Source organism: Streptomyces sp. NPDC059866 (genome assembly GCF_042731325.1).
Lineage (GTDB): Bacteria > Actinomycetota > Actinomycetes > Streptomycetales > Streptomycetaceae > Streptomyces > Streptomyces flavusporus.
Window position 1 is genome coordinate 46,625 of sequence record NZ_JBHWJT010000007.1, and the last position, 18,805, is coordinate 65,429.

16 protein-coding genes and 7 pseudogenes are annotated in these 18,805 nt (G+C 68.8%); 13 read left to right on the forward strand and 10 right to left on the reverse strand.

All coding sequences use genetic code 11. The annotated features are described in order from the left end of the window. Positions 1-13: 13 nt before the first annotated feature. On the reverse strand, positions 14-340 hold the full coding sequence (locus ACFV7R_RS12455; RefSeq protein ID WP_129800783.1) for a nuclear transport factor 2 family protein: 327 nt from the start codon (positions 338-340) through the stop codon (positions 14-16). Between the two features lie 157 nt (positions 341-497). Here ACFV7R_RS12455 and ACFV7R_RS12460 point away from each other — a divergent pair, with 157 nt between their 5' ends. Then, positions 498-1,064 (forward strand): DoxX family protein, encoded by a 567-nt coding sequence (locus ACFV7R_RS12460; protein WP_385262940.1) that lies wholly within the window; start codon positions 498-500, stop codon positions 1,062-1,064. Between the two features lie 38 nt (positions 1,065-1,102). On the opposite strand, the gene ACFV7R_RS12465 is transcribed toward ACFV7R_RS12460, so the two are convergent. Continuing rightward, positions 1,103-1,498, reverse strand: a complete 396-nt coding sequence (locus ACFV7R_RS12465) for a VOC family protein (protein WP_385262942.1) — start codon at positions 1,496-1,498, stop codon at positions 1,103-1,105. A gap of 228 nt (positions 1,499-1,726) precedes the next feature. Between ACFV7R_RS12465 and ACFV7R_RS12470 the strand changes: the two genes are divergently transcribed. Both ACFV7R_RS12470 and ACFV7R_RS12475 read left to right on the forward strand, forming a co-directional pair. After that, positions 1,727-2,863 carry a molybdopterin-dependent oxidoreductase gene (locus ACFV7R_RS12470; RefSeq protein ID WP_385262944.1) on the forward strand — a complete coding sequence of 379 codons (1,137 nt, stop codon included), beginning with the start codon at positions 1,727-1,729 and terminating at the stop codon, positions 2,861-2,863. Next, positions 2,860-3,297 carry a hypothetical protein gene (locus ACFV7R_RS12475; RefSeq protein WP_385262946.1) on the forward strand — a complete coding sequence of 146 codons (438 nt, stop codon included), beginning with the start codon at positions 2,860-2,862 and terminating at the stop codon, positions 3,295-3,297. Before ACFV7R_RS12470 ends, ACFV7R_RS12475 begins: the two co-directional genes overlap by 4 nt. 19 nt (positions 3,298-3,316) lie before the next feature. Here ACFV7R_RS12475 and ACFV7R_RS12480 read toward each other — a convergent pair. The 3 genes and pseudogenes from ACFV7R_RS12480 to ACFV7R_RS12490 form a co-directional block, all read right to left on the reverse strand. Continuing rightward, positions 3,317-3,418 (reverse strand): annotated as a pseudogene (locus ACFV7R_RS12480) (transcriptional regulator); the annotation flags it as partial. A gap of 43 nt (positions 3,419-3,461) precedes the next feature. Further along, positions 3,462-5,807 carry a glycoside hydrolase family 65 protein gene (locus ACFV7R_RS12485; RefSeq protein ID WP_385262948.1) on the reverse strand — a complete coding sequence of 782 codons (2,346 nt, stop codon included), beginning with the start codon at positions 5,805-5,807 and terminating at the stop codon, positions 3,462-3,464. After that, a complete protein-coding gene (locus tag ACFV7R_RS12490; RefSeq protein WP_385262950.1) occupies positions 5,804-6,544 on the reverse strand; it encodes an HAD family hydrolase in 741 nt (246 codons plus the stop codon). The genes ACFV7R_RS12485 and ACFV7R_RS12490 overlap by 4 nt, the downstream gene beginning before the upstream one ends. A 145-nt stretch (positions 6,545-6,689) precedes the next feature. Between ACFV7R_RS12490 and ACFV7R_RS12495 the strand changes: the two are divergent. Next, positions 6,690-7,061, forward strand: a pseudogene (locus ACFV7R_RS12495) (DUF427 domain-containing protein); the annotation flags it as partial. A 1,450-nt stretch (positions 7,062-8,511) separates the two neighbouring features. On the opposite strand, the pseudogene ACFV7R_RS12500 reads toward ACFV7R_RS12495, so the two are convergent. Further along, positions 8,512-8,688, reverse strand: a pseudogene (locus tag ACFV7R_RS12500) (transposase); the annotation flags it as partial. Between the two features lie 41 nt (positions 8,689-8,729). Here ACFV7R_RS12500 and ACFV7R_RS12505 point away from each other — a divergent pair. Then, positions 8,730-9,320 (forward strand): annotated as a pseudogene (locus ACFV7R_RS12505) (NB-ARC domain-containing protein); the annotation flags it as partial. Positions 9,321-9,394: 74 nt separating this feature from the next. Here ACFV7R_RS12505 and ACFV7R_RS12510 read toward each other — a convergent pair. Together ACFV7R_RS12510 and ACFV7R_RS12515 are read right to left on the reverse strand one after the other, a co-directional pair. Then, positions 9,395-10,111, reverse strand: a complete 717-nt coding sequence (locus ACFV7R_RS12510; RefSeq protein WP_385262953.1) for an acetate uptake transporter family protein — start codon at positions 10,109-10,111, stop codon at positions 9,395-9,397. Positions 10,112-10,322: 211 nt separating this feature from the next. Then, entirely contained in the window at positions 10,323-10,898 is a 576-nt protein-coding gene (locus tag ACFV7R_RS12515) for a Dps family protein (protein ID WP_385262955.1), read from the reverse strand. A gap of 231 nt (positions 10,899-11,129) precedes the next feature. On the opposite strand from ACFV7R_RS12515, the gene ACFV7R_RS12520 reads away from it, so the two are divergent. Then, positions 11,130-11,624, forward strand: coding sequence for an FAD-dependent oxidoreductase (locus ACFV7R_RS12520; protein ID WP_385262958.1), 495 nt, complete (start codon positions 11,130-11,132; stop codon positions 11,622-11,624). Here ACFV7R_RS12520 and ACFV7R_RS12525 read toward each other — a convergent pair. Both ACFV7R_RS12525 and ACFV7R_RS12530 read right to left on the reverse strand, forming a co-directional pair. Continuing rightward, positions 11,563-11,694 (reverse strand): annotated as a pseudogene (locus ACFV7R_RS12525) (alpha/beta hydrolase); the annotation flags it as partial. The gene ACFV7R_RS12520 and the pseudogene ACFV7R_RS12525 overlap by 62 nt on opposite strands. Positions 11,695-11,714: 20 nt before the next feature. Continuing rightward, positions 11,715-12,686, reverse strand: coding sequence for an alpha/beta hydrolase (locus ACFV7R_RS12530; protein ID WP_385262960.1), 972 nt, complete (start codon positions 12,684-12,686; stop codon positions 11,715-11,717). Positions 12,687-13,135: 449 nt separating this feature from the next. Here ACFV7R_RS12530 and ACFV7R_RS12535 point away from each other — a divergent pair, with 449 nt between their 5' ends. The 7 genes and pseudogenes from ACFV7R_RS12535 to ACFV7R_RS12565 all read left to right on the forward strand — a co-directional run bounded on the left by ACFV7R_RS12535 (position 13,136) and on the right by ACFV7R_RS12565 (position 18,625). Continuing rightward, the gene (locus ACFV7R_RS12535; RefSeq protein WP_385262962.1) at positions 13,136-15,025 is read left to right on the forward strand and encodes an amidohydrolase; all 1,890 of its coding nucleotides are present in this window, start codon (positions 13,136-13,138) and stop codon (positions 15,023-15,025) included. Between the two features lie 131 nt (positions 15,026-15,156). Then, positions 15,157-15,819 (forward strand): hydrolase, encoded by a 663-nt coding sequence (locus ACFV7R_RS12540; protein ID WP_385262965.1) that lies wholly within the window; start codon positions 15,157-15,159, stop codon positions 15,817-15,819. Between the two features lie 43 nt (positions 15,820-15,862). Then, the gene (locus tag ACFV7R_RS12545) at positions 15,863-16,387 is read left to right on the forward strand and encodes a DoxX family protein (RefSeq protein WP_385262967.1); all 525 of its coding nucleotides are present in this window, start codon (positions 15,863-15,865) and stop codon (positions 16,385-16,387) included. Further along, positions 16,368-17,105: a YoaK family protein gene (locus ACFV7R_RS12550; protein ID WP_385262968.1), complete on the forward strand. Its 738-nt coding sequence runs from the start codon at positions 16,368-16,370 to the stop codon at positions 17,103-17,105. Before ACFV7R_RS12545 ends, ACFV7R_RS12550 begins: the two co-directional genes overlap by 20 nt. A 167-nt stretch (positions 17,106-17,272) precedes the next feature. After that, positions 17,273-18,085 (forward strand): MFS transporter, encoded by an 813-nt coding sequence (locus ACFV7R_RS12555; protein ID WP_385262970.1) that lies wholly within the window; start codon positions 17,273-17,275, stop codon positions 18,083-18,085. Continuing rightward, positions 18,030-18,264 (forward strand): annotated as a pseudogene (locus ACFV7R_RS12560) (pirin family protein); the annotation flags it as partial. The gene ACFV7R_RS12555 and the pseudogene ACFV7R_RS12560, both read left to right, overlap by 56 nt. A gap of 24 nt (positions 18,265-18,288) precedes the next feature. Further along, a pseudogene (locus ACFV7R_RS12565) lies at positions 18,289-18,625 on the forward strand (GNAT family N-acetyltransferase). Positions 18,626-18,805 lie beyond the last annotated feature (180 nt).

Below are 18,805 nucleotides of genomic sequence, written 5' to 3' on the forward strand. Positions count from 1 at the left end.
GTCGTACGGGCGCTCACGCCTGCCCGGTCTCGAAACGGGAGATCCTCCCGTCGTCCTCGACGACGAAGCTCCACCGGGTACGCATCTCGCCCCAGGTGTCGTTGCTGTAGCGGGCGATGAGGGAGCGGCCGCCGTTCGACTCGTTGTCGACCTCCATGTGGCCGTGGGAGAAGAAGATCTCCCGGTCGATCCAGTCGGCGAGGTCGCGGTCCGCACCGTCGTCCGACATGGTCGCGCCGGGTGCGAGGAGGGTCAGGAAGCCCTCCCGGTCATGGGCGTTGACAGCGGTGACGAAGGCGCGAACGGCCGGGTCACTCAGCTTGGCTGGCTGAATCGTCATGCCAGCAGACTCACACCGCGCCGCACGGGCCGCCACCCGAACGGCTGCCCGGGAGGGCCGGGCGGGTGGCGGGGATGCGACGGTGGGAGCGGGGAGATCGGGGAAATTCGGGAAACCGGGTGGGGAACTGTTCCTGCTGTCTGCTCCGGGAGTCATCGTGACCTGCTACGACCGACATGATCTGGGACTGCTGCTGCTCCGGCTGGGCACCGGCGGAGTGCTGGCGGCGCACGGCGCGCAGAAGCTGTTCGGCTGGTTCGGCGGGGGCGGGATCGAGGGGACGAGCCAGTGGATGGAGTCCATCGGCTACAAGCCCGGCAAGACGAGCGCCATGGCGGCGGGACTGGCGGAGTTCGGCGGCGGCACCCTGCTGGCGCTGGGCCTGGCCACCCCGGCGGCGGGCGCGGCGGCGGCCGGAGGGATGGCGGGCGCGTCCGCGGTGCACGCCCCGAGCGGCTTCTTCAGCACGGAGGGTGGCCTCGAGCACCCCGCCATCCTCGGCCTGGCCGCGACCGGCATCGCCGTCGCGGGCCCCGGCCGGCTCTCCCTCGACCACGCCCTCGGGCACATCCTTAACCGCGGCTGGATGGTCCCGGCGGCGCTCGGCGCGGCGGCGGTGGGCACGGCCACGGCGGTAGGCAGGCGCAACCAGCGGCTACGGCAGGCGCAGCGGGAGGCGGAAGGCGGCCAGGACCCGCTGTTCGAGGAGTCGTTCGACGAATAGCCACCGCAAGGGCGCCGCTCGAGAAGCGACCGCCATGCCTAGTTCTGCGGTGCCAGGGTGCGCAGGACGTCGAACTCGTTGCCCTCGGGGTCGGCCATGACCACCCAGCTTCGGTCTGGGCCTTGGCCCACATCCGTCTTGGTGGCGCCGAGGCCGAGCAGTCTGGTCACCTCGTCCTCGGTGCTGCCGTCGATCGGGCTGACGTCGAGATGGAGCCGGTTCTTCACGGTCTTGCCCTCGGGCACCTGGATGAACAGCAGGGTGGGCGGCATCTGGCGGGCCCGGACCTCCTCGACGGTCGGCACCCAGGAGCCGATCTCGACCTTGCCCTCGCTCCGGTCGATCACCTTGAAGTCCAAGGCCGCGCACCAGAAAGCCGCGAGGCGCTCCGGATCGTGGCAGTCAACGACCAACTCCGTGAACCTGCTTGTCATGACTCTCCCAGATAGTGCGGACGGGACTCAGAGTATTGGGCCGTTGATCCACGCGGGGAGCGTGGTGCCGAGGCGGCTGGTGAGTATTTCGCCGAAGCCGCGGACAGGTTCGGCGGCGGTCGGGGGGGGGGAGTGGGCCGGTCTCCTGAGCGTTGAGCGCGGCGGCGTCAGAGTTCCGTAAGACGGAATCGGTTCCGATGAGCGGCGCGGGACGCGTGCAATGGCGTCATGGACCTCCCCGCCCTCCTCCCCCGTTTTCGAGGCAGGCTGCACGATCCGCGCACGGCCACCGTGGTGGGCCGCCTCCTCGGAGTGGCCGTCCTCGTCTGCTTCGTGACCGGTGTGGTCAGCCACTACCTCCAGGAACCGCCCGCCTGGCTGTCGGCACACCTGCCCACCCGCCCGGTCTCGGGTTACCGCGTCACCCAGGGCCTGCACGTGATCAGCGGAACAGCCGCGGTACCACTCCTCCTGGTGAAGCTGTGGACGGTCTACCCCCGCCTGTTCGCCTGGCCACCCGTCCGCTCGGTGACCCACGCACTGGAGCGCCTGTCCATCGCCGTCCTGGTCGCTGCCACGCTGCTCGAACTGTTCATGGGCCTGCTCAACACGGTCCAGTGGTACGTGTGGCCGTTCTCCTTCCGCCAGGTGCACTGGGCCCTGGCCTGGGTCATCATCGGCTCCCTGCTGCTGCACCTGGCGGTGAAGGCCCCGGTCGTCCTGGCGAACTGGCGCCGTAGACCGACCGAGTTGCGGGAGCAGGACCTCGCGGACGGGATCGACCGACGTTCCCTGCTGCTCGGCCTGGGCACCGCGGTCGGCGCGGTCACCCTCTTCACCGCCGGCCAGTCCGTGACCCCGCTGAAGGACCTGGCCCTGCTCGCCCCGAGAGATCCGGACGTAGGCCCCCAGGGACTGCCGGTCAACCGGACCGCGAGGGCCGCGGGCATCACCGAGGAAGCGGTACTCGCCTGGCGACTCCACGTGGAAGGACCCAAGCCGTACGACCTGACGCTGGACGAACTGCGCGCGATGCCCCAGCACCGCGTCGAACTGCCCATCGCCTGCGTCGAGGGATGGTCCAAGTCCGCACACTGGGAGGGCGTACGCATCAAGGACCTCCTGGCCCTGGCCGGCCTCCCCGACGGCGCCCGCCTGAGGATCGTCTCCCTGCAACGCCGCGGCGGCTACGGCGTGACCGAGATGGACCACCCCTACACCCGCGACGACCTGACCCTGCTCGCCCTTCGCCTCAACGGCGAGACCCTGACGCCGGACCACGGCTACCCGGCCCGCATCATCGCGCCCAACCGGCCCGGCGTACTGCAGACCAAATGGGTCACGCGGCTGGAGGTGCTCGCATGACGTCGACGACCGTGGTGCGGTTGCTGCTCGCGGTACCCGGCCTGGCCGCCATCGGCTTCGGCATCCAGCAGTTCGTCGTACGGACCCACCCCGACCTGTCGGACGCCAGGGAGCCGGCACTGTGGCTGGGCGGCGCGGTGGTACTGCACGACGGACTCCTGGTGCCGACGGTCCTCGTCCTGGGCCTGCTCATCAGCCGCGCCCGGCGCCTGCGCCCGATCCTGCGCGGCGCCCTCCTGACCGGCGGCTGCCTGACCCTCATGGCCCTACCGCTGCTCCTGCGCCCGGGGCGCCCGGCGAATCCGACGGTTCTGCCGCGGGACTACTGGGTCTCGTGGTCCATGACCCTCGCACTCACCGTCGCCGTCACGGCCGCCGTGGCCTGGGTGACGAGGCGTCGCCGGTCGCGCCGACCGCGCCCGGCAGGGAGGTGAGGAACTCGGGTGCGGGCGGCGGCAGCAACGACTCCGCGGGACCGCTGTACGAGAGCTCGGGCGGGCGTACTCCCCGCACCGAGACCAGGGGGCCGTCCGCCACGCGGCTCACATCAGCAAGGACCTCGAACGCCGCGGATTCACCTTCGTCGGCACCACGAAGCTCAGCGGCGTGGTGGAGGTCGCCGGCCCGGCGGTTGGGTGGGCTCGGGCAGGGCGGTGGGCTTCTCGACGGGGCGGGTCTGCGGTCCCTCTTTGGTGAGGGTGATCACCTCGCCGCAGTGGCTGACCTGGAGGGGTTCCCCTTCCAGCAGTGCATAGGTGACCTGTGAGCCCGTGACGTCGACCCGCAGGCAACGCTGCCGGAACAGCACCGAGAAGGCCAGCCGGCTGAGCTTTTCGGGCAGTCTGGGAGCGAAGTGCAGGATGTCTCCGTGGTCGCGCATACCGCCGAAGCCGGCCACCAGTCCTATCCAGGTGCCTGCGAGAGAGGCGATGTGCAGTCCGTCGCGGGTGTTCTTCTGCAGGTCTGCCAGGTCGATCAGCGCGGCCTCGCCCAGGTAGTCGTAAGCCAGCCGCAGGTGGCCCACTTCGGCGGCCATGACGCACTGGACACAGGCGGACAGCGAGGAGTCCCGGACGGTCAGCGGTTCGTAGTAGGCGAAGTTCCGCGCCTTCTGGTCGTCTTCGAAGGCATCACCGCACAGGAACATCGACAGCACCAGGTCCGCTTGCTTGACCACCTGTTTCCGGTACAGGTCGAAGTACGGGAAGTGCAGCATCAGGGGATACTGCTCCGTCGGCGTGCCCGCGAAGTCCCACACGCCGAGAGCGGTGTAGCCGGCCGACTGCTCGTGGACGCCCAGCGCACGGTTGTACGGCACGGCCATCGCCTTCGCCGCATCACGCCAGTCGGCGGTCTCTTCCTCGTCGACGCCCAGCGCTGCGGCCTGCGCCGGGTGGCGCTCGGCGGCGTCGACGGCGGCCTGCAGATTCGCCCGGGCCATGAGGTTGGTGTAGGTGTTGTCGTTCGCGAGTGCGCTGTACTCGTCGGGGCCGGTGACGCCGTCGATGTGGAAGCGGCCACCGGAGTCGTGATGACCGAGGGAGTGCCACAACCGGGCCGTCTCCACGAGCAGTTCCACACCAGCCTCGCGCTCGAAGTCGGTGTCGCCGGTGGCCGAGACGTAGCGCACCACGGCGGCGGCGATGTCGGCGTTGATGTGGAAGGCAGCGGTGCCGGCCGGCCAGTACCCGGAGCATTCCGCTCCGTTGATCGTCCGCCATGGGAAGGCCGCACCCCGCAGTCCGAGTTGGCGGGCGCGGGCACGCGCCGTCGGCAGGGTGTCCTGTCGCCAGTGCAAGGCCTCGGCGACGCAGTTCGGCGAGGTGTACGTGAGCAGCGGCAGAACGAACGTCTCGGTGTCCCAGAAAGAGTGTCCGTCGTATCCGGAGCCGGTAAGGCCTTTGGCCGGAATCGCCCGCTGCTCGGCCCGGTTGCCGGCCTGCAGTACGTGGAAGATGGCGAAGCGGACGGCTTGCTGGATTTCCGCGTCGCCGTCGACCTCGATGTCGGCATGCCGCCAGAAGCCGTCGAGGTACTCTCGCTGCTGGTCGACCAGGCCCTGCCAGCCGGTGCTGCGGGCACCGGCGAGTGCGGCCTCCACCTGGTCCCGGACGGCCGGCAACGAGCGGATCCCGGACCAGCCGTAGGCGACGAACTTCTCGATGCGAAGACTCTCGCCGGGGTCGAGGACCGCAGTGACGGTGACACGGCCCACATCATCCGTACTCTCACTGGTGGTCCGGACGGATTCGGGGCCCTGCACCACGTGGTCGGCCGCGGCTGCGACACGCTGACTGCTGCGTGCCGTGGAGTGAACCAGGCACAGGCGCATGTCGATCGCAAAGTGCTCCTCGGGCCGAAGACACGACTTCAGAGCGGCGCCGGCCCGAGGATCGCCGGCGAACGCGGGCAGTTGCTCGTTGGCGACGATTTCCGACTGGACGACGACGTTCGTCCGGGCGTCCACCGGTTCCACTTCGTAGGCGACGGCGGCGATGGCCCGCTGGGTGAAGGAGACCAGTCTGGTGGAGCGCACGCGTACCGTCCTACCGACCGGCGACGTCCACTCGCAGACGCGGTGGAGCAGTCCGCTACGCAGGTCGAGCACGCGCTCATGGGAACGCAACCGCCCGTAGCGCAGGTCGAACGGTTCGTCGTCGACGAGCAGCCGGATGAGCTTGCCGTTGGTCACGTTGATCACCGTCTGGCCGGATTCCGGGAATCCGTAGCCGGCTTCCGCGTACGGCAGCGGATGTTGCTCGTGCACGCCGTTGAGGTAGCTGCCGGGCAGGGCGTGCGGCTCGCCCTCGTCGAGGTTGCCGCGCCAGCCGACGTGCCCGTTGGACAGGGAGAAGACGGATTCACTCTGTGCGAGAACGTCCAGGTTGAGCTCGGTCTCGCGCAGACACCACGGCTCGACGGCGTAGGCGGTATGGCTGATCACGTCGGACTCTCCAGCAGTTCGGCGAGGTCGGACACCACGATGTCGGCACCGTGCCGCCGCAGCGCGTCCGCCTGGCCGACGCGGTCGACGCCCACCACGGCCCCGAAACCACCGGCCCGTCCCGCGTCCATACCAGCCAGGGCGTCTTCGAACACGGCCGCCGCCTGAGGTTCGGCGCCCAGGTCGTGCGCGGCTTCGAGAAAGGTGTCCGGGTGTGGCTTGCCGGAGAGTCTGCGCTCGGCAGCGACCAGGCCGTCGATCCGCACGTCGAAGCGGTCTTCCATGCCCGCTGAGATCAGGATCTCGCGGCAGTTGGCGCTGGAGGAGACGACGGCCGTACTGAGCCCGGCTGCCCGTACGGCATCGACATAGCGCACGGACCCGGCATACGGCTCGACACCCTGGGTGCGGATCTTCTCCAGAAAGAGGGCGTTCTTACGGTTGCCGAGCCCGCGCACGGTGTCCGACTCCGGCGGATCATCGCCCTTTCCCTCCGGCAGCTCGATACCGCGTGATGCCAGGAAGACCCGCACCCCGTCGACGCGCGGCCGTCCGTCGACGTACTGCTCGTAGTCCGTCGCGTCGAAAGGACGGAAGGCGGGCCCCTCCCGCCGCCGCAGGAAGTCGTCGAAGGTTTCCTTCCATGCGGCGGCATGCACGACGGCGGTCTCTGTCAGCACGCCGTCGAGATCGAACAGGCATGCCGTCACTCTGTCCGGAAGGCCCAACTTCGTCATAGTTTGCCCTCTACCCGCAGCTGTCTCATCCATTCCTGATGACGCCGGGGAGCGGACGGGAGAGCCTCGAAGCCACAAGATGCCGTACGGCCGCCCCCGTGATCGCCTGGTAGTGACGCGGCCGATGCACAGCCCCTGGGGCCGCAGTGTCCGCGTCATGCTCGACGGAGCTGTGCCGGCAGACGCGCCCTCCTCGGTGATGGTCCTGGAGACAGGCCTCCCCACGCGCTACTACCTCGACCGCGTACATATCGACTGGACGCGCATGCAGCCCACCGACACCGTCACCAGCTGCCCCTACAAGGGCAGGACCAGCGGTTACTGGCCTGTCCGAACTGACACGGCCACCTACCCCGACCTCGCCTGGGCGTACGACTTCCCGACCCGGCAGGCAACGCCGATCGCCGGCCTGGTCGCCTTCTACAACGAGCGCGTAGACCTCTACCTCGACGGGCACTTGCTGCCACGCCCGGCCGCCGTCACCAGAGCGATATGGAAGCGGGAACACCCGGCGTGACATCGCACACGGTGCTTGCGGGTCGCAGGGGAATGGGAAGTCCAACATGAAGCGCCGTGTGCCCTGTTCGAACAGGACACGGGACACCGACACTCAGTTGACGCTCTGTCCGCCGTCCACCATGACCGACTGACCGGTGACGCACGAGGCCCGGTCGGACAGGAGGAACAGAGCCACCTGAACTCGGATCGCCTCGGGACCGAGTTCCACCGCCGCCGTGCGTGCGAGCGCGGCGACGCACCCTTGCCGGCGTTCGGACTTGATGACGCAAGGGGATGCTCAGAACGCTCTGTCGCTGACCTGTCGAGCCATTGAAGCAGGAGGAGCGGGAAGGCGACGAACTGTGGGACAAAGCGATTGGTCGCTCCTTGCGGAATCTGAACTGGGGGAACGTCTCACCAGGAACGAAATCGCGTTGGAATGATTTCTTCCAGTCTGACACCTCGCGCATGACCGCAAGCCGCAGTGTTTTCGAAGCCTTGACGAGCAGCCATACGCTGCCAGGACAGACAGCACCCGAAGATCTAGAGGGTGTAGCTAATCGTGTAAATGCTGCGATGAGCGGTACTCCTTTGAACGCTGTGGAAATTTCCACTTAGGTCGAAATTGTGGTGCGGTCGCTAGCACACATCCGGCCTGAAGCTTCCAGTGGAGTATCTTCGTTCCGTTCGCCAGATCCGGCAGATATCGCTGCAGCCCTCATTATCCATGCCGATGCCAGGGAATTGTGGCGCCCACTCTCCGAATTTCTCACTGCCGGTTGGCCTATTTACCGACCGAATTTCCACCCGGGGTAGCAGACGTTTTCCGTCTCAAATCTCAGGTTTTGCTTCACGCACCTGGTGGACCGTTCGAAAGCGATGCGGCAATCCCGTCCCCTGCAGCATTGCGCTTCCTGGCATCTAGACGGATCATTGGCGAGCCCGAGACCTTCTCTCTACTCTCTCGAATGTCCGGGAGTGGAGATGCGGAGTCGCGCGAGGAGGCGTCGCGTACGGTAGCCACACTTTCCTCGTCGGTTGCCAGTCCATGGCTGCTCGTGCAAGCCATGCAATTCAGCCATGATTCAGAGCCTGCAGTGCGAGGCCATGCAGCCAGGGCCCTCTCTGTCTTTGCCGTGGATTCATCGGAATTCGGAGAGAGTGCGGAGGATCGTCTTGTTGAAATGATGGGCGAAGAAGGGATTTTGGTTCCTCTTCTCGTTATTCGCCAGACGAGTCGAAACCGCAGCATCCCTGACTCGGTTAAGAAAGCAGTTGGGGCACTCGTGGTTAACCACCCCTTCGTGACGGTGCGGAGGGAGGCCGGTGCATTGCTGAGGGACCCTTTTTACTCGTTCGGAGTGGAGATTTCTGCTTGTGGGCAGGTTGGTGGCCCGGCGTCGCGTCGGATGGGCGCCGGGTTCCACGGCTCCGGGGTGGTATTGCTCGTAGGGATAGGACGCTGCTGGTCAGCCAGGGTTTGGGAGGGCATCGAGCCGGGCGAGGGCTTTGGTGATCACGTCGGTCCAGGGCCAGTGCTGTGCCAGGCGGAGGATGCGGCGGCGGCCGGTGGTGATGAGCTGGGCAGCGGCGGAGAACAGCCGCAGTCGCAGGCGGCGGGGTTCCCACCGGCGGGCGGTGCCGGTACGAGGTGCGGCAGGCGCTGGACTGGGCGCCCGAAGCCGGCGTGCGGGGCCCGCTGGTCATCCACGGTCCGGCCGGGGCAGGGAAGAGCCACCTGGCGTACGCAGTGGCCCAGGAAGCACGACAGGCCGGCTGGTTCGACGGCGAGATACAGGTGACGGTCGGCAACCAGCCGACCGAGCGCTACGACTCTCTGCATGCTCTGAACCAGGTACTGCGCATGCTGGACCCGGAGGACCCGCCGTCTCCGCCATTCCGTGAGCCGGACGAAGCGCGGGCCCGCTACCTGGCCCGGCTCGGCCGTCGGAGGGTCCTGGTGGTCGTGGACGGCGCCACCCATGCCGACCAGATCGCCCGGCTCGTCCCGCCGTCCCCTGGCCGCCTCGTCGTCACCAGCTGCGTCAAGCTGACCGGCCTGGAGCCCGCGCCACGGCATCTCGGACTCGGCCCGCTGCCGCCGGAGGACGCCGTCGCCTTGCTGTCGGCGGTGCTCGGCACCTCCTCCGGGGCACGCGACGACCGGACAGCCAGTGACCGGGCGGTGGCGGCTGAGGTCGCCGAGCTGTGCGACAGGCTGCCGTTCGCACTGACGGTGGCCGCCCAGATGCTCGTCGCGCGGGACAGCATGACCGATTTGTGGGCCAAAACCTGCCCGGTTGAGGGTTGGCGGTCGACCATCGCGTCCCCGCAGTCCATCCGCTGGGCGGATCACAAGGTGCGCCGTACGCCCGCCTGGCGTTCGAGGTTGCGCAGTTGCACAGCCAGATCCCCTTCCACGGCGTCGTGCGCCGGGCCCCTGCGTCCGACGGGCAGGACCTCCTCGCCCCTCATGTCCTCCAGCATGAGCGCGAACGCGGCATACATCGCCACACCCGCGAGGAGCAGTCCCAGGGCCCCGGACACGTAGCCGAGCCAGGCGGCACCAGTGAGGTTGAAGAGCGACGCCACCGCGAAGCGTGGCACGGCCACGATCAGAACGAACCACATCGCGCGTTTGCGGTGCGCGACGGTGGCCATCAGCAGGGCGAAGAAGGCGAACACGAGGTTGAGCACGCCGAGCACCTCAGTGCCCGCCGGCGGATCGAGGGCCAGCACCAGGGAACTCGCCAGCCAGGTTCCGGAGAAACACGCCATGAGCGTCGCCGCGAGCACGTCTCGTGCCCCGAACGCCAGGATGCTGACAATGAGTTGCAGGATGAAGGCCGGGAGGATCGTAAGAGAGACCGCCCGATGGGCGTCGTCACCCAAGAAGCCCAGTTGCAGGCTTCCGACGATGACGGAGGCGATCGCCACCGCGAAGAAGCCGACCGGCATCGGGGAGGCGATGGGATGGAGATTTATACGGGTCATCGGCCGCAGGTCCGGTTCGAAATGCCTGCCTGCCGGCTCGGTCCGCTCCGCGGGCGATTCGGGACTACTTCTCATGGTGAACTCTCCTGTGAGTCGTCTTGCAGGGCGACGGGGTGTGATCATTGCGACGGGCGGCACCAGACGCTCGGCGAACTTCGTTCGGCGGCACCGCAACCTGGTGCGTGGTGCGGTCGAGGAGGGGCCGGTGCCCGGTTAGGGCTCAACGGCACGACGCGGTGTTGCTCGCGCCGAGCCGCCGCCGCGACCACCGGCGGCTCACACCCGTTCAGGCACGGACCAGGGGGGTGTCGACCAGATGCTCGGCCAGGAACCACGCCTGGAGTTCGCCGGTCCTGATCACCTGTGAGACCAGCAGGTCGTTGGTGCCGTCATCGCCCAACTCCGCGACGCGGGCCGCCGCGTCGTGGGCCTCGGTCAAGATGGTCTCGTGTGCCTCCAGCAACCGGGACAGCATGGCGGGCACCTCCTCCACACCGTCCGGAGGACGCGGGATCGAGGTGATCTCGGCGACGTGCCGGGGGTCCCCCACCGCGACACCGCCCAGGGTCTGGACCCGCTCGGCGAGGGCGTCGACGAGGTCGAGCTGTTCCCCCGCGTGCTTGTCCAGCACCAGGTGCAGCTGGTAGAAGGTCGCCCCGCGCATCAGCCAGTGGTGCTTCTTGTACAGGCCGTAGAGGATCTGCGTGTCGGCCAGGACCTTGTTGAGCCGCTGGCAGGAGTACATACGGGCTTCGTAGGACAGGCCGAGCGGGAACTGCTTGACGGTCCCGAACTCCTGGATGATCTCGCCCTTCTGATGCAGCCGTGGCTGGCTGCTCACGTGCTGCGAGCTGATGGTCATGATCCGCCTCCTGCGGTCTGCTCTGTGTTTGCACAGGTGACGCTAGGTGCCCGCGCGGCGGACTCGTTGCCCAGGAGCGCATGTGAAGGTGCTCGGCAGCGCACGGGTCGACGGCTCTGTGCCCCGTGTTCGTTCTCGAGCAAGTCTCCGTGCGCCGGCGGGCACCGCCCGGTGCCTCGCCGCCTCTAGCCTCTCGCGGACGGCGGGAGCCGACGAGCACCAAGGAGAGGCATGAGTGTGAGCGAGCAGGACGACGTGGTCGTCCTTGGCCTGGGACCTGGAGGCGAGTACGTCGCGGGGGCGCTGGCAGAAGCCGGGCTGGATGTGGTGGGGATCGAGGCGGAGCTGGTCGGGGGCGAATGCACGTACTGGGGATGCGTGCCCAGCAAGTTGATGATCCGGGCCGGGAACCTGCTCGCCGAGGCAGGCCGCGTGCCCTTCCTTGCCGGTGAAGTGAAGGTGACTCCCGACTGGAGCCGCGTTGCCGGACGTATCCGGGGCGAGGCCACCGACGACTGGGACGACCAGGTGGCCGCCGAACGTCTCGCGGCGAAGGGCGGGCGACTCGTACGCGGAAGGAGGCGGCTCACCGGGCCTCGCCAGGTGACGGTTGGCGAGCGTACGTTCCAGGCCCGACAGGGTGTGGTCCTGGCCACCGGCACCGGCCCCGGATCCCCGCGGTGCCGGGCCTCGCGGGGATGCCGTGGCTCTGGAGTTCGGCGATGACCCCGGACCAGCTGGCCGCGTCGGCGAACGCGCCGTGGATGAGGACGACGGTGGGAATGGAAATGGTCATGGAGGCGTGTCTCCTCGCTGTCAGGAGCCGTGAAGGGCGGTACGCAGGGTGTCGGCGGCCATCGTGATGGCGGCTTCGGCCGCGTGGGCCTCGCGCAGGGCGTTGAGCATCACGAAGTCGTGGATGATGCCCTGGAAGCGCACGGCGGTGACCGGGACGCCCGCCTCGCGCAGCTTGTTGGCGTACGCCTCGCCCTCGTCCCGCAGCACGTCCGCCTCGCCGGTGATGACCAGGGCCGGGGGCACGCCGGTGAGTTGCTCCGTGGTGGCGCGCAGCGGGGAGGCGGTGATCTGCGCGCGCTCGGCCTCATCGGTCGTGTACTGGTCCCAGAACCACTGCATGCCGTCGCGGCGCAGGAAGTAGCCTTCTGCGAACTGGTGGTACGAACCGGTGTCGAAGCTCGCGTCGGTGACCGGGTAGAACAGCACCTGCTGCACCAGCGGGACGTCACCGCGCTCCTTGGCCATCAGGGTCAGCGCGGCGGTCATGTTGCCGCCGACGGAGTCACCGGCGACGGCCAGCCGGGAGCCGTCGAGCCCCTTGCTCGCACCCTGCCGGACGACCCACTGGGCGACGGCGTAGTTCTGCTCGATGGCGACGGGGTAGCGGGCCTCGGGAGAGAGGTCGTACTCGGGGAAGACCACGGCGGCGCCGGCGCCGACGGCGAGTTCCCGGACCAGGCGGTCATGGGTGTGGGCGTTGCCGAACACCCAGCCCGCACCGTGGATGTAGAGGATCACCGGGAGGGTGTCCGCGGCGCCGGCGGGCTTGACGATGCGGGCCCGCACGCTGCCCGCCGGACCGCCCGGGACGGTGATCCACTCCTCGTCGGTCTCCGGCTTCTCGACCGGGCCGGACTGCACCTCGTCGACGGCCTCCCGCCCCTCCGCCGGAGGCAGGTCGAACAGGTACGGCGGGTTGGCTGTGGCCTCCGCGAAGGCGGCTGCCGCGGGTTCCAGCACCGGCTGGACCGGCTCTGCGGCACCGGACATATGAATCTCCCGGGGTGTTCATGGGACGCCGGTCCTTCCGGCATTTACGGCCCGCGAAGAGCGTCCGGAGTCACTTCCCGCCACGCTAAAGCCGCCGAGCGCGCGGCAATTGCCCACGGACGCACCACTGCTGTCCTTACGGTGCACGGCTACACAGGGCCTCCGCCAGACGATTCAGAGCAGAGATGAGTCAGTGCGCGGTGAGGCAAAGTCCTGTGCACTGGAGGGACATGGGGGCGCGTCCGTCGTGTCTATCGTGATGGCGAAGCAACCGCGGCCCCTCACGCACAGGGCCTGCCCTCGTACTCAGGGCACGACTAGTGTCGGTGGAATTCACTCGATTCGATTTGAGTAATTGGGTATCCGAGCGTGACTGAATCGCCAAGGTCCGCCCGCTACCGGCCCATGACTTGGATCGAATTCGTTTTCCCAGAGGGGGTTTTCCAGAGATGTCAACAATGCCCGTCGGCGGGCTGGTTCCGCACGCCATCGACGACGCCGCGGACCTCGTCGTCCGCAACGCGAAGATCCACACCGGGGATCCGGGCCGTCCGCATGCGGAAGCGCTCGCCATCCGTGATGGCGTGATCACGGTCGTCGGTGACGACAAGGACGTGGCTCCCCACGTCGGCGCAGGCACGAAGGTGGTCGACGCGCTCGGGCGACGGGTGATCCCCGGCCTCAACGACGCCCACCTGCACGTGATCCGCGGGGGCCTCAACTACGTACTCGAACTGCGCTGGGACGGCGTGCGCAGCCTGCGCCAGGGCCTGGCGATGCTGCGTGAGCAGGCCGCTCGTACCCCGAAGGGCCAGTGGGTGCGGGTGGTAGGGGGCTGGTCGGCCGAGCAGTTCGCCGAACGGCGGCTGCCGACCGTCGCCGAACTGAACGCCGCCGCCCCTGACACTCCGGTGTTCGTCCTGCACCTGTACCAGTCGGCCGTGCTGAACCGGGCGGCGCTCAAGGCCGCGGGTTTCACCAGGGACACACCCGACCCCAAGGGCGGCCAGATCGTGCGGGGCCGGGACGGGGAACCGACCGGCATGCTGCTGGCCGCTCCCAGCGCCCTCATTCTCTATTCGACCCTGGCCAAGGCGCCGGTCTTGGAGGGCGAGGACAAGAAGACCTCCACCCGCCATTTCCTGCGGGAGTTGAACAGGTTCGGCCTGACCTCGGCGATCGACGCCGCAGGCGGTTTCCAGAACTTCCCCGACAACTACGCCACCGTCATCGAACTGGCCAAGGCCGGACAGCTGTCGTTGCGTATCGCCTACCATCTTTTCCCGCAGACTCCCGGTCAGGAGATCGCCGATCTCGCCCGCTGGATCGAGATGGCCCGCCCCGAGGACGGGGACGAATGGCTGCGGCTGAACGGCGCGGGTGAGAATCTCACCTGGGCGGCGGCCGATTTCGAGAACTTCACCCAGCCGCGTCCGGAACTCGCCCCGGAATACGAGGCGGAGTTCGAGAAGGCGGTGCGCCTGCTCATGGAGAACGGGTGGGGATTCCGGCTGCACGCCACGTACGACGAGACCATCCGTCGTGATCTCGCGGTGTTCGAGAAGCTCGCCGCGGAAGGGCTTTTCCCGGCCGGAAACCGGTGGCTGTTCGACCACGCGGAGACCGTCTCGGCGGACAGCCTCGACCGTATCGCCGCGCTCGGCGGGGCGATGTCCGTGCAGAACCGGCTGTCCTTCCAGGGCGAGGCGTTCGTACGGCGCTATGGCCCCGGCGCCGCCGCGGACGCCCCGCCGATCCGGGCCATGCTGGACCGCGGGCTGACCGTGGGCGCCGGCACCGATGCCACCCGGGTCTCCACGTACAACCCCTGGGTCGCCTTGCACTGGCTCATCAGCGGTCGCTCGGTCGGCGATCTGGCGCTGCGCCCGCCGGCAAACCGCGTCGACCGGCAGACCGCGCTGGCGATGTTCACGCGCGCCGGCGCCGCACTGACCGGCGAGGAAGAGGTCAAGGGCGTGCTGCGGCCGGGGTGCTACGCGGACCTGGCGGTCCTGTCCGAGGACTACTTCGCCGTGCCCGAGCCGGACATCGCCCACATCGAGTCCCTGCTGACGGTGACCGGCGGCCGGATCGTCTACGCCGCCGCCGAGTACGAGGGCCTCGACGAGGAACTTCCCCCCGTCAGCCCGGCCTGGAGCCCGGTGGCGCACTTCGGCGGCTACCAGGCGTCCCGCCGGGCGGCTCTTGCCGGCGCCCGCCAGGCGGAGTTGCTCGGCCAGGCCGTCACCGAGTCGGAGCAGCACCGCCAGTGGCGCGTGGCGCGCGGCCTCGCCCCGGACGCCGCGAGCACCCCCTTCGATCCCTGCTTCGACCTCTGAACTCCCAGAAGCCGCCCGGCCCTTGGGCCTCACCTTCCGGGACACCCACCAGCTCCGTCCGACCCGGACGGTTCCTTGCACGGCACGGACAGCAGTCCGCGCCACCGCTTACCGAGAAAGGCTCCACTCTCATGGTCAACATCTCCGAGGTCACCGCCGCCCCCAGCCCCGACCTGCTCACCCCGGACAACTGCGCGGTGCTGTTCGTGGACCACCAGCCGCAGATGTTCTTCGGCACCGGCAGCGGCGACCGCACCGCCATCATCAACTCCACCGTGGGCCTGGCGAAGTCCGCGAAGGTGTTCGACGTGCCGGTCGTGCTGAGCACCGTGGCCGCCGAGTCGTTCTCCGGCCCGATCATGCCGCAGCTGGCCGAGGTCTTCCCTGAGCAGAAGATCATCGACCGCAGCACGATGAACGCGTGGGAGGACCTCGCCTTCGTCGAGGCGGTCAAGGCCACCGGCCGCAAGAAGCTCGTCCTCGCCGGCCTGTGGACCGAGGTCTGCGTCGTCCTGCCCGCACTGTCCGCGATCGCCCAGGGCTACGAGGTCTACGTGGTCACCGACGCGTCCGGCGGTGTCAGCCCGCAGGCCCACGAGCACGCGATCCAGCGCATGGTGCAGGGCGGGGCCGTCCCGGTGACCTGGGTGCAGGTGCTCCTGGAGCTCCAGCGCGACTGGGCCCGTACCGAGACGTACGCCGCCGTGGGCGACGTGGTCAAGGAGCACGGCGGTGCCTACGGCCTCGGGATGGTCTACGCGCAGGCCGTCATCGGCGCCCACGCCGCCGGCTGATCCCCGCGCCGGAACAAGAACGCCAGGAACAGGCAGGAACACGATGGACGCTGGACTGCTGGTCCTCCGGCTGGTGGTGGGGTTGCTCATCGCCGGGCACGGGGTGCAGAAGGTGAGTCACCTCCTCGGAGGCAACGGATTGGCGGGCGGGACCGAGGAGTTCCGCCGCGACGGCTTCCGCGGCGGCCGGCTGACCGCCCTCGTCGCGGGAGCCAGTCAGATCGGTTCCGGCCTCTTCCTGGCGGTCGGCCTGCTCACGCCCCTGGCGGCGATGGCCTCCATGGGCGTGATGACGGTCGCGGGCACCGTGAAGTGGCCCAAGGGGCTGTGGGTCCAGAACGACGGCTACGAATACCCCCTCGTCCTTGTCGTCGTCTCCGCCGGCCTGGCCCTCACCGGGCCCGGACGGTGGTCCGCGGACCAGGCGCTGAGCCTCGATCCCTGGCCGGTGTGGGTCACCGTCCCCGCGATCCTCCTGGGGCCGGCGAGCGGGCTGCTCACCCGCCTGGTGCTGCACCGGCCACCCACCGCAACGGAAGGGACGAGGTATGCGCAGGCTGCTGAGTGACGCGTTCCGCACCCTGGTACCGCGCGGAGAGGAACGTCACGGCCCGCTGCCTCCCCTGATGCTGGTCCTGACGGTGGTCACCGGGCTGGTCGACGCCGTGAGCTATCTGGCGCTCGGGCACGTGTTCGTCGCCAACATGACCGGCAACGTGGTCTTCCTCGGGTTCGCCCTGGCGGGCGACGAGAGCCTGTCCGCGCTCGCGTCCGTCGTCGCGATGGGCTCGTTCCTCCTCGGCGCGCTCGTAGGGGGCAGGCTCGGCACGCGGTTCGCCCTGCACCGCGGGCACCTGCTGCGCACGTCGACGGCCGTGCAGACGATCCTGGTCGCGGTCACCGTGGTGGTCGCCGCCGTATCGGACGGCCGGGTCACCCCCGGCGTCCAGTACACCCTGATCGTTTTCCTGGGACTCGCCATGGGCCTGCAGAATGCGGTCGCCCGGCGCCTGGGCGTTCCCGACCTCACCACGACCGTCCTGACCCTGACCCTGACGGGCCTGGCAGCGGACTCCACCCCGGCCGGCGGCGAAGCGCCACGCCCCGGCCGCCGGATCCTCTCCGTGCTCGCCATGTTCCTCGGCGCCCTCGTCGGAGCCCAGCTCGTCCTGCACGGCCATCTCGCCCTCACCCTGGGCCTGACGCTGGTGCTGCTCGCGGTCACCTCCGTGATCATCCATCGCCTCTCGACCGCTGATGCCGCCTGGCTCCAGCCTCCGCTCTGAACAACGCACCGGCCCACCGGTGGCACCGCGCCGAGGGAACACACCCTGTGCGCTGACGGTCGACAACGACCGGTGGGCCGGTCCTGGTTTCCACACGACAACAGCCGCTTGGCATACGCGACACCTGCCGGAGTCAACGCGTCCGCACCCCCCCCGTATGGACTGCCATGAGCACCGCACCATCCTCCACACCCACGCAGTCCCCGAAGCCGGATTCGGCATGGGCGCCGCTCGCAGCGCGCGTCTTCCGGGCGCTGTGGATCGCCCAGTTGGTCTCCAACATCGGCAGCTGGATGCAGATGGTGGGCGCCCAGTGGCTGCTGATCGGGCACGACGCGGCACTGGTGACGCTCGTCCAGACGGCTTCCAGCCTGCCCGTCGTACTCCTGGCTCTGCCCTCGGGCGTGGTCGCCGACCGCTACGACCGTCGCAGGGTGCTCCTGGCCGCGCAGTTGGCCATGCTCGTGGTCTCCGGCGCGCTGACCGCGCTGGCCCGCGCCCTCGGGCCCGCCGTGGGCGGAGTGGTCGTGGCAGCGGCAGGCGCGGGGTGGGTGTTCGCCTTCAACGCCGCCTCCTATCTCGGCATCGCCGCCGTCCTGCTGCTCTGGCGGCCTCCCCGGACGGTTGTGCCCGCCCCCAGCGGCGAGAAGCTGCTGACCGCCCTCGACGCAGGCCGTCGCTACGTGTGGTACGCACCCGGCATCCGCCGGGTCCTCCTGCGCATGATCCTGTTCATCCCTGGTGGCGCCGCCCTGTGGGCGCTGCTGCCGCTCGTCGCGAGCCGCTCCCTGCACCTGGGCTCGGGCGGCTACGGGCTGCTGCTGGGCGCGGTCGGCGTCGGAGCGGTCGCGGGCGCGTTCGTGCTGCCCCGCAGCAACCGGGTGCTCGGCGCCAACGGCACCCTGGGCAGCGGGTGCCCGAACCGGTGTCGACCCCGGCTTCGAGCACGGCCTTCTCGTCGACACCGGACCTGTCCGTAGGGCCGACACGCTGCTGCATCCGGCGGAGTTGGGATACGCCGACACCGGAAACGACACCTTGGCGCCAGAACGCGTCCGCACGATTCGGCACGGTCGAGGGCTACGGCGGCGACCGCCTCCCCGCACCGGCCCTGCCGAACGCCGTCATCGCACCGCGTGGAAACCCACCGCGCCGCTGACCCGCCCCAACCGAAAGAATCCCCATGCCCAAGCCGTCCGCCACTCCGACCATCGAACGGGTGGAAAGACAGCACCGTTACGAAATCCTCGTCGACGGAAAGCGCGTCGGTCTGACCACCTACTGTGACCGTGGTGAGCAGCGGGTCTTCTTCCACACGGAAGTAGACAACGCCTTCGCCGGCCAGGGCCTGGCCGCGCAGCTGGTCCATGAGGCGCTCACCGATGTGCGAGCTACAGGCAAGCGCATCGTGCCGGTCTGTCCTATGTGGCCAAGTACCTGACCAGGCATGAAGAGTTCAGCGATATCACCGACCCGGTGACCCCGGAGGTCTCCAGTGGCTGGACACGGAGCTGGGCTGACCGCCGGGTTGATCCGCTGGCATCCGCACAGGCGGTCCCGTGCCTGTCGTCTTTCGACCACACCGCTCTCCCCGTCGCAAGGGCGGAACGTTGACACCGCCCGGAGTGCCTCTTCTCGGGCGTGAACCTTCGGCGGGGCGATGTAGAGCGAGCGGCTCGAGTCCGTTGAACAGGACGGCA

Bases quoted from the DNA above. Each gene is read 5' to 3' on its own strand.
- ACFV7R_RS12470 (WP_385262944.1), top strand. From the start codon at position 1,727: ATGGACCTCCCCGCCCTCCTCCCCCGTTTTCGAGGCAGGCTGCACGAT.
- ACFV7R_RS12475 (WP_385262946.1), top strand. From the start codon at position 2,860: ATGACGTCGACGACCGTGGTGCGGTTGCTGCTCGCGGTACCCGGCCTG.
- ACFV7R_RS12510 (WP_385262953.1), bottom strand. From the start codon at position 10,111: ATGAGAAGTAGTCCCGAATCGCCCGCGGAGCGGACCGAGCCGGCAGGC.
- ACFV7R_RS12465 (WP_385262942.1), bottom strand. From the start codon at position 1,498: ATGACAAGCAGGTTCACGGAGTTGGTCGTTGACTGCCACGATCCGGAG.
- ACFV7R_RS12545 (WP_385262967.1), top strand. From the start codon at position 15,863: ATGGACGCTGGACTGCTGGTCCTCCGGCTGGTGGTGGGGTTGCTCATC.
- ACFV7R_RS12530 (WP_385262960.1), bottom strand. From the start codon at position 12,686: ATGTCCGGTGCCGCAGAGCCGGTCCAGCCGGTGCTGGAACCCGCGGCA.
- ACFV7R_RS12550 (WP_385262968.1), top strand. From the start codon at position 16,368: ATGCGCAGGCTGCTGAGTGACGCGTTCCGCACCCTGGTACCGCGCGGA.
- ACFV7R_RS12555 (WP_385262970.1), top strand. From the start codon at position 17,273: ATGAGCACCGCACCATCCTCCACACCCACGCAGTCCCCGAAGCCGGAT.
- ACFV7R_RS12455 (WP_129800783.1), bottom strand. From the start codon at position 340: ATGACGATTCAGCCAGCCAAGCTGAGTGACCCGGCCGTTCGCGCCTTC.
- ACFV7R_RS12535 (WP_385262962.1), top strand. From the start codon at position 13,136: ATGTCAACAATGCCCGTCGGCGGGCTGGTTCCGCACGCCATCGACGAC.
- ACFV7R_RS12520 (WP_385262958.1), top strand. From the start codon at position 11,130: ATGAGTGTGAGCGAGCAGGACGACGTGGTCGTCCTTGGCCTGGGACCT.
- ACFV7R_RS12540 (WP_385262965.1), top strand. From the start codon at position 15,157: ATGGTCAACATCTCCGAGGTCACCGCCGCCCCCAGCCCCGACCTGCTC.
- ACFV7R_RS12490 (WP_385262950.1), bottom strand. From the start codon at position 6,544: ATGACGAAGTTGGGCCTTCCGGACAGAGTGACGGCATGCCTGTTCGAT.
- ACFV7R_RS12515 (WP_385262955.1), bottom strand. From the start codon at position 10,898: ATGACCATCAGCTCGCAGCACGTGAGCAGCCAGCCACGGCTGCATCAG.